This is a genomic window from Mesorhizobium newzealandense, assembly GCF_042682145.1.
Taxonomy (GTDB): domain Bacteria; phylum Pseudomonadota; class Alphaproteobacteria; order Rhizobiales; family Rhizobiaceae; genus Mesorhizobium; species Mesorhizobium newzealandense.
The window spans coordinates 42,704-56,917 of sequence record NZ_JBHUGZ010000026.1 but is presented as its reverse complement, the minus strand read 5'-3'; the positions used below and the strand labels follow the sequence as shown (position 1 = coordinate 56,917).

Below are 14,214 nucleotides of genomic sequence, written 5' to 3'. Positions count from 1 at the left end.
GTATCTGCCGGGACGCCGAGGTTAGTCCCGCCGTCGTCGCCGCTGCCTACATCGCCGCACGGGGCGGTGGCCACGCATGGGACTGCCCCCACATGAGCCGACCACCAACAGCGGCGAACTGCGTCGAGCCCACCAGCCCCCAAACTCCCTCAACATCACGACGACGGCAAGCGCGTAAGCGTCGCCGGACGCCTAGCTATATTTTTTTTTTTTAATTTTTTATAAATAATATTTTTATTATTTTAAAATTATTTTTTTTAAAATTTATAAAAAAAATTAAAAATTTTTTTAAATAACAATTTTTTTTTTTTTTAACCTTCCCCATATTTTTTAAAAAAATTTTTTTTTTTATTTTATTTTTTTTATGCGCCGCGGCGCATGGCGCGCCGCAACCTGACCCTTGCTACCGCCGCCCACGAGGTCGAGCATCTCGTGCTGAACGCGCCCACAAGGTCACCGGCGTTATCGCCCCAAGGTGTAGCTGATTCTCAGCTGCCTACGAGGAATGAGACCAGAACGCTGTCCTCCGCCGACGGATTGTTCTTTGCGCCGGCGCCGTGTCCACGCCGCTCCTCCTCAATGCCGCGCTCGCGGCTTGGTTGCGCGAGATACTCCTGAAAGCAAGCGGGGAACGCTGCCTTAGCCGAACCGACGCGATGTCGGCCGCAAACCTGCAGCGACCATCTGCTGGACTCTTGGAAATGCTCTACAGTACGAAAAATGCGGATGCCGCCGCTCCCGACCTGCAGTAACTCCGCAATGCTGAGTCATACCTGCATGGACGACAGACCCGGACCCGTTACGACGGGAAGTCCGACATAGGTCTCGCCCTGACCGTCGTCGCGCCAGTCAGCCGGCGAGGTGAGCCCTGAATTTTTGTGTGCCCCACCACTACGGCTCCGCCCTTCACGAATCCTGCTGCGGCACCGCTCACCCACCGAAAGCCCGCGGGCGCATCGCACCGGGCAGGGCCCGCGCCGCCAACGATGCGCCCCGGTGTGATCGATCCGCACTATCCTCAAACCCGCCAACACGACCGCAGGGTCTTCAGCGATGGCCTTGAGAATGCACCCGGCACGCATGGTCGAAGCCATATGCAGGCTCTCGAAGAATGTGCCGCCGATGCGCGAAGTCCATGCCTGGTATATCGGCTCAGCTCCGACAAACGAGCTCGATGCCCCTTCATCTCCAGGCTGCCTCAGCCCATCATCATCCGCGCCGGCACATAGCGCGAATGGGTGGCGATGCCGTAAGCCGTCGTCGACCCCGATTTAGCGGCTGAACGGCTTCGACAACCATATTAGTACTTTGATCGTCGACGACCCTCCATAGCTGCCTGGCGATCCCCGAGCTTGTTTGACCGATCAACGCCGCTTATTCGTCGACCACTTGCGCGAAACCTACGGCGGCGTTGCAGGCCCGCACCGGAAATTCTGACAATGCCAGGCATATTCTCTAGCGCATTAGCATTGGTCAAGCCGATCGACACGCCTTGACGTTCTCCGCCCAGAAGCCCGGCTGCGCGCGATCGAAGCTGGAACGCACATGCATACTGTCGGACAATCCCTTCGCCAGTTCTCGGGCCTATCACGCCGTAGCGCCCATGGTGAATGATCTGCGCTATTGTTGGACTTAGCGCGACCGCGTCGGGTTTTTTTCTTTTTGGGTGGTGAGTTCGCGACCCGAATAGGCTTATCGTGGAACGTCAGTGCGGCGCTGTATCCCCGCGCACCTTGTTGGCGGAAATCGAAACGACCGATGCCGAGTTCCCGCCATGAACAGCAGACGCTGCCGTCGAATTCGCCTTCAACCACCTTTCGCTCCAGCAACCGTCTGACGATATGTCGGCCCGTAAAAGCCCGCTGACTGAGATCGGTTCGCGTAGATAAGCGGCCCTATTTCGGCCAGATGCCTGCAATACACGTCCAGAAGCCGAGCTATTCCCGCCACTGTCGACCGCGCATAGCGATCTTCATAGGCGCACGCCGACAAAGGCCAGGACGACGCCGCAGAGATCCCCTTCCAGCCAGCCGGACGCATGGAACCGCAAGATTTCGGGTCGCGGCCCAACAATGATTGTCGTCGGTGTGAGTGGCGCGTGTGCCGCCTCCAGCGACCCAGGTCACCGCCGATTGCGCCATGATCAATGAAGATCAGCGGATCTGCATAGCATGCGTCATTCATCCATTAGCCGTCCGGAATGCGGTGCCGTAGGCCGCATTCTGCCAGCGTGAATCGAGTGGCATGAGCCGTATTGAGCCGACGCCCATAGACGAGAAGAACGGCACGCACCACCATGTGCCCCCAGAACCAGGCGCCGCCGGCACGCCACTGACGGATCAGCGGCGGCGAGCCAATGATGGTGTCCGGATCGCCAGGTGCGTCGGAGCGCACTGCCCATCAGCCTTCCTTCATCTGCCTTGCGCGACCACGGATGTCCGGTATGCATAACACTCGGGCGCCCGACCAGGCCGGTCTCGACGGCGAGGCCCCCCCCGGGCCTCTGAGAGTCGGGTTCCCGATCCAGGCTGTAGTCACGCCGGGGACGCGCGCAGTACGCATGCGTATGCCTCCCTGGCAACAGGCATTCCGCCAGCGCGAATGCCCGATATCCCTCGGACACCTTAGAGCCCTGAAATAACGCCGACGCCATGATAGAATCAACATCACAAAGATAGTTTCTATCATTTCTTATCCAGAATGATGTAAGAAGAGGCCAAGCAATCCGACCAGAGGAACAAGCCATGGCGTAAACGGCCGACCATCACCTGACCTGCGGCGCGCATCTCCGGCGGTCAGCCAGTTGCCACGGTGGACCGCAGCTACCTCAACAGCCGCCTGCACGCAAGTGCGCGAAGACACCGCGCGCCGCGGCTAACTAGCGAGGCCAGCGACCGAGATCAGCGCTAGCACGCGCCGCGGCCTGATCAAGCAGCGGATGCGACCACGAATTGCCACGAGTACCGGCTCGCGATTTCCTGCTGACCTCACGAGGCAATTCATGTCTACTCTACAGCGAATTCGCCCGCGAGCTGAGCTCGCCGTGTCGCGATCGCCGCGCCATTTCCCGCGGTGTCGCCATCAATCGACTTCCGGACCCATTCTCCTCCTCTCTTTTCCCCCCCTTTCCCTTTTTTTTTCTTTATTACTCCTCCCCTTTTCCTTTTTCCTTTCTTCCCGTCCCTCTCCTTTTTCCCCCTTCTCCCACTCCCCACCCTTTTCCTTTTTTTTTTCCCCCTCCCCTCCCCTTACCTCCCACCTGTTCCCACCTCTCCCCTTTTTTTTTTCTTTTTCCTTCCTCCCCCCCCTGACCCCCCCCTCCTGCTCTTTTCCCCCCCTCTTTTCCTCCTTACCCCTTCTTTTTTTTTCCCCTTTTTTTTCCCCTTTTTTCCCCCTTTTCCCCCCTTTTTTTTTCCCTTTCCCCCTTTCTTTTTTTTTTTTTTTTCCCAACTCCTTTTTTCACCCCCTTTTTCTTTCCCCCCCTCTTTTCCCCCCACTTTTTTTTTCTTTTTCCCCCCCTTTGTTCCCCCCTTCCCCCCCCCCCCCCCTTTTTCTTTTTTCCCCCCCCCCCCCCCCCTTTTACCCCTTTTTTCCCTTTCTTTTTGTCTTTTTTTACCTTCTCCCCTTTCCCACTTAACCCCCCCCTCCCCCCCACCCCACCCTTTCCCCCCTTTTTTACCTTTTTTTTCTACCCTTTCACTCCCCCTTTTCCCCCTTTTTCCCCCCCCCCCTTTTTTTTCCCCCCTTTTTTTTTTTTTTCCCCTGTTCTTTCCCTTTAGCTGGCCCCCGATGAAATCGTCGAGCGCGCGCGCAGGCTGGCAGCCAAATGCAGGGCCGTCGCCCTGGTGGGCCCGGATCACCCGACGCTGACGGTCGCCGTCGAGGAGATGAAGGCGAAAGGGCTGCCGGTGTTTTCCCTGCTGTCCGACTTCGCGGCGGGCATTCGCGAAGGCTATGTCGGCCTCGACAACCGCAAGGTCGGCCGCACCGCGGCCTGGATGATTTCGAAGGCCGCCAGGCGGCCGGGCAAGGTCGCGCTGTTCGTCGGCAGCCACCGCTTTCACGGACATGAGCTGCGCGAGATCGGCTTTCGCTCCTTCTTTCGCGAACAGGCGCCGGAATTCACCTTGCTTGAGACATTGGTCAATCTCGAAGCCAACCAGATCACGCAGGACACGCTCGTCGACCTCCTCGGCCACCACCCTGATCTCGTCGGCTGCTATGTCGCCGGCGGCGGCATGGAGGGCGCGGTCGCGGCGCTCAGGCAAGCAAAGCCGGCCGAGATGCCCGCGGTCATCTGCAACGAGATCACGGCGGTATCGCGCTCCGCCCTGGCGGACGGCGTCCTGACGATGGTGATCTCGACGCCGCTGGCAGCACTTTGCCGTGAACTGGTCGCCCTGATGGCACATGCCATCGAAACCGGCGCCGCGAACGCGCCCGGCCAGACGTTCCTGCCGTTCGACATCTATCTGCCTGAGAACATCTAGGCTCTCGACCTTCGCGTCGGCCGAAGCGCCTTCGTCGATGCCCCGAAGGCCCCGGCTGATCGTCGGCGCCGGAGAAACACAGCAAGCGCTCATCATCCGAAAATCGCGCATCCGGTTTTGGAATCTCCCTTGACGCCCCGAGGCAAAATGGAATAAATATTTCACCAACTGTGTATTTTGGTTCTTTCGTTCCGGAACATCTGTTTCAAACAGAGGGTTTGGCGTTCCAGCAAACGGGAAACGCCACATGGAACAGAAATGACAATCGGGAGAGATTCCCCGGGGAGATCGGGGATTCCGGATAGATCGGTGCAACCGGACACCAATATGTGGAGGAGAAACACAATGAAGAAACTGATTTTGGGCGTCGCTTTCGCGGCGCTGATGAGTTCATCCGCCATGGCCGCCAAGGTCGGTGTGTCGATGGCCAAGTTCGACGACAACTTCCTGACCGTGCTGCGCAACGGCATGATCGAGCAGGCCAAGGGCATGAGCGGCGTGGAGTTGCAGGTCGAGGACGCGCAGAACGACGTCGCCAAGCAGCTCGACCAGATCAAGAACTTCGCCGCCTCGGGCGTCGATGCGATCATCGTCAATCCGGTCGATACCTCGGCCACGCAGGCCATGTCGGACGCTGCCGCGGCCGCCAAGATCCCGCTGGTCTACGTCAATCGCGAACCGGTCAATGTCGACACACTGCCGGACAACCAGGCCTTCGTCGCTTCGAACGAGGCCGATTCCGGCACGCTCGAGACCAAGGAAGTCTGCCGCCTGTTCAAGGAAGCCGGCAAGAAGGAAGCCAACGTCTATGTGATCATGGGCGAACTTTCCAACCAGGCCGCCGTGCAGCGCACCAAGGATATTGAAGAGGTGATCGCCACGCCGGATTGCAGCTTCATCAAGATCATCGACAAGCAGACGTCGAACTGGAACCGCGACGAGGCGCAGAACCTGATGACCAACTGGCTGTCGACCGGCAAGCCGTTCGATGGCGTCATTGCCAACAATGACGAAAGCGCCATCGGCGCCATCCAGGCGATGAAGGCCGCCAACATCGACATGAAGTCGGTCGTGGTCGGCGGCGTCGACGCCACCCAGGACGCGCTTGCCGCGATGCAGGCCGGCGACCTTGACGCAACCGTGTTCCAGGACGCGGCCGGCCAGGGCGCGGGCGCGCTGGATGCGGCACTGAAACTGTCCAAGGGCGAGAAGGTCGAACACAAGGTCTATGTGCCCTTCCAACTGGTGACGCCGGCGAACATCGACAAGTTCCTGAAGAAGAACTGAACGGCGGACATACGGAGCGGCGCCAAGAGCGCCGCTCCCTTTCCCTCAGCGCCGGCAAGGCGGCGAGGGGCGACCGCGGCTGACGGAGGATAGAAGATTTGGCACAGACATCTCATGGCGTCGGCGGGGTCGGCTATGACGCGAAGAAGCGCGCATGGCCTGCCGAAATCAACGTCTTCCTGGCGCTTGTAATCCTCGTCGTCGTCTTCGAACTGATCGGCCGGATCTTTCTCGGCGACAGCTTCCTGTTCAACACCCGCAGCGACGTCAGCGCGATCTTCAACGAGGCGCGCCTGCAGATCATCATCCTGCAGGTGTCGATCGTCGGCATCATCGCCATCGGCGTCACGCAAGTGATCATCACCGGCGGCATCGACCTGTCCTCGGGTTCGATCGTCGGCGCGACCGCGATGATCGCCATGAGCTTCGCCCAGGTGGCGACCGTCAACGGCAACCCCAACCCCAAGGCGATGTTCCTGGCGCAAGGCTGGACCGATCTGCCCGTCATCGTGCCGGTGCTGGTGGCGATCGGCTGCGGGCTGTTCGCCGGCCTGGTCAACGGCGCCTTGATTGCCTACACCCGCATCCCGCCATTCATCGCCACGCTCGGCATGATGGTCACCGCGCGCGGCATCGCCAAATGGTGGTCAAAGGGTCAGCCGATTTCGTTTCCCACCGAAGGTTTCGCGGCAATCGGCAAAGGCCTGATGCCGGTCATCATCTTCCTGTCGCTGGCGGTGCTGTTCCAGTTGATCATGACCTACACACGGTATGGCAAGCACTGTTACGCGATCGGCTCCAACGAGGACGCCGCGCGCATGTCCGGCATCAAGATCGCCAACCACAAGATCCTCGTCTATGTCATCGCCGGCGTGCTTGCAGCACTGGCCGCCGTGGTGCTGAGTTCGAAGAACCTCACCGCGCAATCGGGCATGGGCGTGATGTACGAACTCGATGCGATCGCCATGGCGGTCATCGGCGGCGTCTCTTTGTCGGGCGGCCGCGGCTCGATCGTCGGCACGGTGATCGGCTCGCTGATCTTCGGCGTCATCATCTCCGGCTTCACCTTCCTGCGCCTCGACGCCTACTACCAGGAGATGGTCAAGGGCGTGATCATCGTCGGCGCAGTCGTTCTCGACCAGTGGCGTCAACGCCTGCGGGCAATGAGGGCTTGATCATGGCAGACATCGTTCTGAAGACCGAAAACCTGACCAAGCGCTATGGCGGCGTGCATGCGCTGGAGGGCGCGAACTTCGAGCTGCGCAAGGGCGAGCATGTCGCCATCATGGGCGACAACGGCGCCGGCAAGTCGACCTTCGTGCGCCAGATCACCGCCGTCGAGCAGCGCACCGACGGCAAAATCTGGTTCGATGGCAAGGAAGTGAATTTCACCGGGCCGATCGCGGCGCGCGAGGCCGGCATCGAGACGGTGTTCCAGAACCTGGCGCTGGCCGACGACCTCGACGTGCCGTCGAACCTGTTCCTCGGCCGCGAAAAGGTGCTGTTCAATCTCGGGCCCTTCTCGATCCTGGACCGCAAATACATGCGCAAGGCGACCGAGGCGGCGCTGATCCGCACGGCGGTGAAGATCCCTAATCTGTCCAACACCATCCGCCACATGTCGGGCGGCCAGCGCCAGTGCGTGGCGATCGCCCGGACCGCCACCTTCGCCTCCAAGCTGATCATCATGGATGAGCCGACGGCAGCCCTCGGCGTGCAGGAGACCGCGCAGGTCGAAAACATCATCCGCACGTTGAAGGACAATGGCGAGCCGCTGATCCTGATCAGCCACAACATGCGCCAGGTGTTCGACCTTTGCGACCGCATCGTCGTCTTCCGCCGCGGCCGCATCGTCGCCAACCTGCGCAAGCAGGACACCGACGGAAACGATATCGTCTCCTACATCACCGGCGCCAAGACCGGGGAGGCGGAACTCGCGGCCTAGGCCGGCGCGGAGGCGGTGGTCACCGCCTCCCTGTCGATCTTGTCTTGACCGGAAAATCACCCGCGCCCATGACCGGCGCCCCGCTTCGAACCATCCCTAGAGGAAATATCCATGACTCTCCGCTTCGCCCTCCTCGGTGCCGGCCGCATCGGCAAGGTTCACGCCCGCGCCGTCGGCTCCAATCCGCAGGCCAAACTGGTTGCCGTTGCCGATGCGTTCGAGAAGGCGGCGACCGAGCTGGCGACGGCCTATGGCGCCGAAGTGCGCAGCATCGACGCCATCGAAAAATCCAAGGACATCGATGCCGTCGTCATCTGCACACCGACCGACACCCATGCCGACCTGATCGAACGTTTCGCCAAGGCCGGCAAGGCTATCTTCTGCGAGAAGCCGATCGACCTCAACGTCAAGCGCGTCGAGAAGTGCCTGGCCGTGGTCGAGAAGACCAAGGCGACGTTGATGGTCGGCTTCAACCGGCGCTTCGATCCGCACTTCGCCGCGGTGCGCAAGGCGATCGACGACGGCGCCATCGGCACCGTCGAGATGGTCACCATCACCTCGCGCGATCCGGGTGCACCGCCGATCGACTACATCAAGCGCTCCGGCGGCATCTTCCGCGACATGACCATCCATGATTTCGACATGGCGCGCTTCCTGCTCGGCGAAGAGCCGGTGGCGGTCAGCGCCCATGCCTCGGTGCTGGTCGACAAGAAAATCGGCGCGGCCGGCGATTTCGACAGCGTCAGCGTTATCCTCGAGACCGCTTCGGGCAAGCAGGCCGTCATCTCCAACTCGCGCCGCGCCACCTATGGCTATGACCAGCGCATCGAGGTGCATGGCTCGAAGGGCATGGTCGCGGCCGAGAACCAGCGGCCGGTGTCGATCGAACTGGCCAACGAGAAAGGCTATACGCGCCCGCCGCTGCACGACTTCTTCATGACCCGCTACCTCGACGCCTATGCCAACGAGATCGCTGCCTTCATCACATCCGCGACATCAGGCAAGAAGGCGGCACCGAGCGGCGCCGATGGCCTCGTAGCCCTGAAGCTGGCCGATGCGGCGCTGAAGTCGGCGACGTCAGGCAAGACCGTCCGTCTCGACACGGCAAAGTAAGATCCGGGATCCGGACCCAGGGCAAAGGAGAAGAGCGATGAGCGCATCCGCCGGTCGCAATCATGAAACGCGCGCCATCGTCACCGGCGGCGCGCAAGGCATCGGCTTCGCCGTCGCCGAGGCGCTGGCCGACGAGGGCTGCCGGGCACTGGCGCTCATCGGCCGCTCGCAGGAGAAAGGCGACAAGGCCGTCGCCCATTTCAAGAAAGCAGGCGTCGACGCCATCTTCATCAGCGCGGACGTCTCGAAGGTCGCCGACTGCAAGCGCGCGGTCGCCACCGCGATCTCGCATTTCGGCACCATCAACGCGCTGGTCAACGCCGCCGCGACGTCGGCACGCGGTTCGCTGGTCGAGACGAGCGAGGAGCTTTTCGACACTATTTTCGACACCAATGTGCGCGGCCCGTTTTTTCCTGATGCAGGGCGTGGTGCCGCATCTGCTCGAGAAAAAGGCGCCGGGCTCGATCGTCAATGTGCTGTCGATGTCGGCGCATTGCGGCCAGTCGTTCCTGACCGCCTATTCGACCAGCAAGGGCGCGCTTATGACGCTGACCAAGAATGTCGCCAATGCCCATCGAGGCAGCCGCATCCGCTGCAATGCCGTGCTGCCCGGCTGGATGGACACCGAGGGCGAGGACATCGTGCAGAAGAAATGGCACGATGCGCCTGACGACTGGCTGGCTAAGGCCGAGGCCGCGCAGCCCATGGGCCAGCTGGTGAAGCCGGACCAGCTTGCCCGGCTGATCAGCTACATGGTCAGCCCGCAGTCCGGCGTGATGACCGGATCGCTGGTCGACTACGACCAGAGCGTCGCGGGGTCATCGCCGGAGTAGCATCATGGAGTCTCTGGGCAGCGTGCCCATGAGGCTCTGGTCAATGGACGATCTTTGCGAGAAGATGGACGCCGTTGCGCCGAAGCCGGGCAAGCGCGGGCCGTACAGGAAGCGAACTTAGTCGTTTTGTGCTAACCTGCCAGACTTCTCAACTCGTGGGAGATGGCAGATGGCGGCCTATTTTGTTGCCGAACATAAGATTACCGACCCGACTGCGTATGCGGAGTATCGGAGCAAGGCTTTGGCTGCCGTAGATCGCTATGGTGGCCAGCTTTTCTTAGGCGCTCGTAGCATTGAGGTGCTCGCAGGCTCGTGGCAACCAGATAGGTTCGTTGTCTTGGAATTTGCCGATATGACGGCCCTCAAGGCCATGTACGAGTCGCCTGACTACCAATCTTTAATTGGCATTCGCGAGGGTGCGGCAACGAACGTGCTGCTTGCTATCGAGGCATAGCAATTTCAAACTGAGTTACAACCGCCTCATCAGGTACGTGACAAGCGCCTCCGCTTCGACTATATGAGCCTCATGATCAACCTGACCGCCACGTATTGGTACTTTAGGAGCTCGCTGGCGGCGGGAGGATTGCGCTCGATCTGAAGATTGCAGCATCAATATCCGAACAGCCGCCAGACCTGGCGGCTTTTTTTGTTTCAGCCGGCAGGTCTCCTAAACAGGAGCAGAAAGCCGTGTTGACCACCACAGATGACCTTCGGGTCAAGGAAATCAGGGAATTGAGTACGCCGGACCAGGTGATGCGGGAGATACCGCGCACGCTGACGGCGACGCGCACCGTTAGCGCGTCACGCAATGCGATCCACGCTATTTTGAATGGCACCGACGATCGGCTGCTCGTCATCGTCGGCCCGTGTTCGATCCACGATCCGGTCGCTGCCGTGGACTATGCCAGCCGTCTGGCGGCGCTGCGCGAGAGCCTGGCGGACCGGCTCGAGATCGTGATGCGGGTCTATTTCGAAAAGCCGCGCACGACGGTCGGCTGGAAGGGGCTGATCAACGACCCCGACCTCGACGGCAGCTTCAACATCGACAAAGGGCTGCGGATGGCGCGCAACGTGCTCTCCGCCGTCAACAATCTCGGCCTGCCGGCGGCAACCGAATTCCTCGACATGACCACCCCGCAATACATCGCCGACCTCGTCGCCTGGGGCGCCATCGGCGCGCGCACGACCGAGAGCCAGATCCATCGCGAACTCGCTTCCGGCCTGTCCTGCCCGGTCGGCTTCAAGAACGGCACCGACGGCAATCTGCGGATCGCCGCCGAGGCGGTCAAATCGGCTGCACAGCCGCATCATTTCATGGCGGTGACAAAGGGCGGACGCAGCGGCATCGCGACGACCACCGGCAATGAGGACTGCCACGTCATCCTTCGCGGCGGCATCTCGCCCAATTACGACGCGACAAGCGTCGAGGCCGCGAGTGTGGAACTCACCCGCATCGGCGTGGCCCCCCGGTTGATGATCGATGTCAGCCACGCCAACAGCGCAAAGAAGCCCGAGAACCAGCCGACGGTTGCGGCCGATGTCGCGGGCCAGGTCGCGGCGGGCGACGAGCGCATCATCGGCGTCATGATCGAGAGCAATCTCGTCGCGGGGCGGCAGGACGTGGTGCCCGGCAAGCCGCTCGTCTATGGCCAGAGCATCACCGATGGCTGCATCGACTGGGCGACCACCGAGACGGTGCTGCACGGCCTTGCCGGCGCCGTCGAGTGGCGCCGCTCCGTGCGCCGCGCCATGATCGACAGCCGGCAGGGAGCCGCCCGACAAGGCCGAGGATGCCAGTGGGGACAAGGCGGCGATTCATGCCGCCTTCAAACCTTGCCAGGCGGTCAGCACCGAAACCGCAACCAGAAGCAGTCCGGCCGCCCGGCCGGCAAATGCGGTCGCCCGGGGATTGGCGACCAGGAGGTTGCGGCTGCGCCCGGCTGATATGGCGAGCCCGCCATAGACGGCAAACTGCGTGGCGACCGTCATCAATCCCATGATGACCGCCTGGGTCCAGATCGGACCGTAGGCTGGCTTCAGAAATTGCGGATAGACCGCAAAGACGAAGAGGTAGGCTTTGGGATTGATCAGGCAGATCACCAGCCCCTGACGAAACGCCTTCCATGCGGAGCGGCTGCCGGCAGGCCCCTCGTGGCCGACCTTGATCGAGCTGCGCATCAGCGTCAGGCCGATAAAGGCCATGTAGGCAGCGCCAGCAATCAGCAGCGGATTGTAGAGGATCGGCATGAAGTGCATCAGCAAACCGACGCCGACGGCGCCGTTGAGCGTATGCACCATACCGCCCAGCATGATGCCGCCGGTCGTGGCAAGCCCTCGGTTGCCGCCACCGGTCAGCGCATTGGCAAGCACGAAAAGCATGTCCATGCCGGGCACGATGATGATGCCGAACAGGAGAAGGAAGAACAGCCAGAGATTTTCTGCATAGTTCATGTCAGTTGCCTGTCGCCTCACCCGGCCAAGCCGCTGAGGAATGTTGATTTTCAACTCGATAGCCAGTCGTATAGGCCAGCCCTACTGACGATGTAGTGTCAGTTGCGATCGGAGCTTGGTGAGGAAATGCGCAAGGCGTCACGCCTGTTCGAGATCATCCAGATCGTGCGGCTGGCGAGGCAGCCAGTGACGGCGGCGATGATGGCCGAGAAGCTGGAAGTGACGGTGCGCTCCGTCTATCGCGACATTGCCGCGTTGCAGGCGATGCGCGTGCCGATCGAGGGCGGGCGCGGCATCGGCTATATCCTGCGCCCCGGCTTCGACCTGCCGCCGCTGATGTTTTCGATCGAGGAGATGGAGGCGATCGTTCTGTCGCTCGCGCTGCTGGAACGCACGGGGGACAGCGAGCTCAAGCAGGCGGCCAAGCGTGTCAGCGCCAAGATCGCCGGCGCGGTGCCGCCGCCGTTGCGGCAGACATTCGACGCCAATGCGTTGCACGCTTGGGGGTTCGCCGCGCCCTCGGTCGGCGCGGTCGACCTGGCGCTGGTGCGCCGCGCCATCCGCGACGAGGAGAAGCTCGACTTGTCCTATCGCGACGAACACGGCCGCGCCTCCGAGCGGCTGATCCGCCCGATCGCCCTCATCTATTACGCCGAAAGCGCCAACATCGTCGCCTGGTGCGAGCTGCGCCAGGCGATCCGCAATTTCCGCAGCGACCGGATCGAGGATTGCCAGGCGACAGGGCTACGGTTCAAGGGCGAGGGCGATCGGTTGCGGCAGGTCTGGGTAGACGGCTGGGAGACGACCACCCCGGCCACCGGTGGCTGAGGCGACCATCGCGAGCGGACTACCTCACATCCACCCAGCGCTTTTCCTCGAACGAGCGTGCCATTGCGTGCACGGTGCGCTCGATTTCCAGCCCTTCGGCGAATTCGATCACCCGCGCCGGCTTGCCGGCAAGCCGAGTCAGCAGTTCGTGGCACTCGATGATCTTGAGATCGTTGAAGCCGAGGCCATGGCCGGGTGCCGGCAGGAAGGCGTCGTAGGGCTTGTGATGCGGCGCCACCAGGATGGTGCGATAACCCTGCTCGGTCGGGCGATCAGCCGTCACGTAGAGCTGGATTTCGTTCATCCGCTCCTGGTCGAACAGAATCGATCCCTTCGAGCCGAATATCTGGATGGCGATGCGGCCCTTGCGGCCCCAGGCCGAACGATTGACCAGCAACGTGCCGGCGATGCCGTTTTCCAGATGCATCAGCACGCTGGCGATGTCGTAGGTTTCCACCGCGCGGCGCCCGCCGGCGGCGAGCTTGCGGTCGGCATAGGGCTTGGCCATGTCGCAGATGACGCTGGCGACGCGGCCGAACAGGGTTGAAACCAGCGACAGCGGATGCACGGCGAAATCGTCGAGCGCGCCATAGCCGGAAGCGGCTTCATGCTTCCAGAAGAACAGCGCCTCCGGGTCGGCCATGAAGTCCTCGTCCATCTCGATGCGCAGATGATTGACCTCGCCGATGATCTTCTCGTCGAGCAGCGCGCCGATGTGGCGGAGGGCCGGGCTCTGGATGTAGTTGTAGCCGAGTGCGGCGACCTTGCCCGACTTTTTCGCCGCCGCGGCCATGGCTTCGGCCTCGGCGAAGCTCGGCGCCATCGGCTTTTCGCACCACAGATGCTTGCCGGCCTCGAGGATCGCGATGGCCATCTCCGGATGGAACTGGTTGGGCGTGGTCAGCGAGACGATATCGACTTCCGGATCGTTGACGACGGCGCGCCAGTCGCCGGACGCCTTGGCGAAACCGAACTCGCCCGCCTTGCGCCTAGCGAGGTCTTCATTGACCTCGCCAAGATGGACGAGGCGGGGCTTGGCCACGTCGGGAAAGACGGCGCCGACGGCACTCCATGCGATGGCGTGACACTTGCCCATGAAACCCGTGCCGATGAGACCGACGCCGACCATTTTCCGTTTCTCCACTGCCTGAAGCGTTGCGTGGATGAATTAGTCCATTTTCCCTTGGAATGGAATGTCTGCCTCATTTTTTATGGCGTTCTTGCGCAGGCTCGCTATGATGGGGCAGAGAGGGTACCCATATAAATG

The 14,214-nt window shown here is 61.4% G+C and carries 10 protein-coding genes and 3 pseudogenes; 9 read left to right on the top strand and 4 right to left on the bottom strand.

Annotation, left to right across the window (positions count from 1 at the left end):
• Positions 1–2,187: 2,187 nt before the first annotated feature.
• Complete coding sequence (locus ACFSOZ_RS31990; protein WP_379104762.1) at positions 2,188–2,394, bottom strand: hypothetical protein; 207 nt, start codon at positions 2,392–2,394, stop codon at positions 2,188–2,190.
• A 687-nt stretch (positions 2,395–3,081) separates the two neighbouring features.
• Entirely contained in the window at positions 3,082–3,450 is a 369-nt protein-coding gene (locus ACFSOZ_RS31985) for a hypothetical protein (protein ID WP_379104760.1), read from the bottom strand.
• Positions 3,451–3,779: 329 nt separating this feature from the next.
• Here ACFSOZ_RS31985 and ACFSOZ_RS31980 point away from each other — a divergent pair.
• From ACFSOZ_RS31980 to ACFSOZ_RS31945, 8 genes and pseudogenes are all read left to right on the top strand, one after another.
• Positions 3,780–4,490 (top strand): annotated as a pseudogene (locus tag ACFSOZ_RS31980) (substrate-binding domain-containing protein); the annotation flags it as partial.
• A gap of 345 nt (positions 4,491–4,835) precedes the next feature.
• Positions 4,836–5,777 carry a sugar ABC transporter substrate-binding protein gene (locus ACFSOZ_RS31975; protein WP_379101028.1) on the top strand — a complete coding sequence of 314 codons (942 nt, stop codon included), beginning with the start codon at positions 4,836–4,838 and terminating at the stop codon, positions 5,775–5,777.
• 98 nt (positions 5,778–5,875) lie between these two features.
• Positions 5,876–6,952: an ABC transporter permease gene (locus ACFSOZ_RS31970; protein ID WP_379104758.1), complete on the top strand. Its 1,077-nt coding sequence runs from the start codon at positions 5,876–5,878 to the stop codon at positions 6,950–6,952.
• A 2-nt stretch (positions 6,953–6,954) separates the two neighbouring features.
• Positions 6,955–7,722 (top strand): ATP-binding cassette domain-containing protein, encoded by a 768-nt coding sequence (locus ACFSOZ_RS31965; RefSeq protein WP_379104755.1) that lies wholly within the window; start codon positions 6,955–6,957, stop codon positions 7,720–7,722.
• A gap of 111 nt (positions 7,723–7,833) precedes the next feature.
• A complete protein-coding gene (iolG, locus tag ACFSOZ_RS31960) occupies positions 7,834–8,835 on the top strand; it encodes an inositol 2-dehydrogenase (protein WP_379104752.1) in 1,002 nt (333 codons plus the stop codon).
• Between the two features lie 37 nt (positions 8,836–8,872).
• Positions 8,873–9,668: pseudogene (locus ACFSOZ_RS31955) on the top strand (SDR family oxidoreductase).
• A gap of 169 nt (positions 9,669–9,837) precedes the next feature.
• Complete coding sequence (locus ACFSOZ_RS31950; RefSeq protein ID WP_379104749.1) at positions 9,838–10,122, top strand: DUF1330 domain-containing protein; 285 nt, start codon at positions 9,838–9,840, stop codon at positions 10,120–10,122.
• A gap of 233 nt (positions 10,123–10,355) precedes the next feature.
• Positions 10,356–11,432: pseudogene (locus tag ACFSOZ_RS31945) on the top strand (3-deoxy-7-phosphoheptulonate synthase); the annotation flags it as partial.
• Positions 11,433–11,483: 51 nt separating this feature from the next.
• Here the strand turns inward: ACFSOZ_RS31945 and ACFSOZ_RS31940 are convergent.
• Positions 11,484–12,119 carry a LysE family translocator gene (locus tag ACFSOZ_RS31940; RefSeq protein WP_379104746.1) on the bottom strand — a complete coding sequence of 212 codons (636 nt, stop codon included), beginning with the start codon at positions 12,117–12,119 and terminating at the stop codon, positions 11,484–11,486.
• A gap of 126 nt (positions 12,120–12,245) precedes the next feature.
• Here ACFSOZ_RS31940 and ACFSOZ_RS31935 point away from each other — a divergent pair, with 126 nt between their 5' ends.
• A complete protein-coding gene (locus ACFSOZ_RS31935; protein WP_379104744.1) occupies positions 12,246–12,947 on the top strand; it encodes a helix-turn-helix transcriptional regulator in 702 nt (233 codons plus the stop codon).
• A 19-nt stretch (positions 12,948–12,966) separates the two neighbouring features.
• Here ACFSOZ_RS31935 and ACFSOZ_RS31930 read toward each other — a convergent pair whose 3' ends face one another.
• Positions 12,967–14,076: a Gfo/Idh/MocA family protein gene (locus ACFSOZ_RS31930; protein ID WP_379104742.1), complete on the bottom strand. Its 1,110-nt coding sequence runs from the start codon at positions 14,074–14,076 to the stop codon at positions 12,967–12,969.
• Positions 14,077–14,214: the final 138 nt, after the last annotated feature.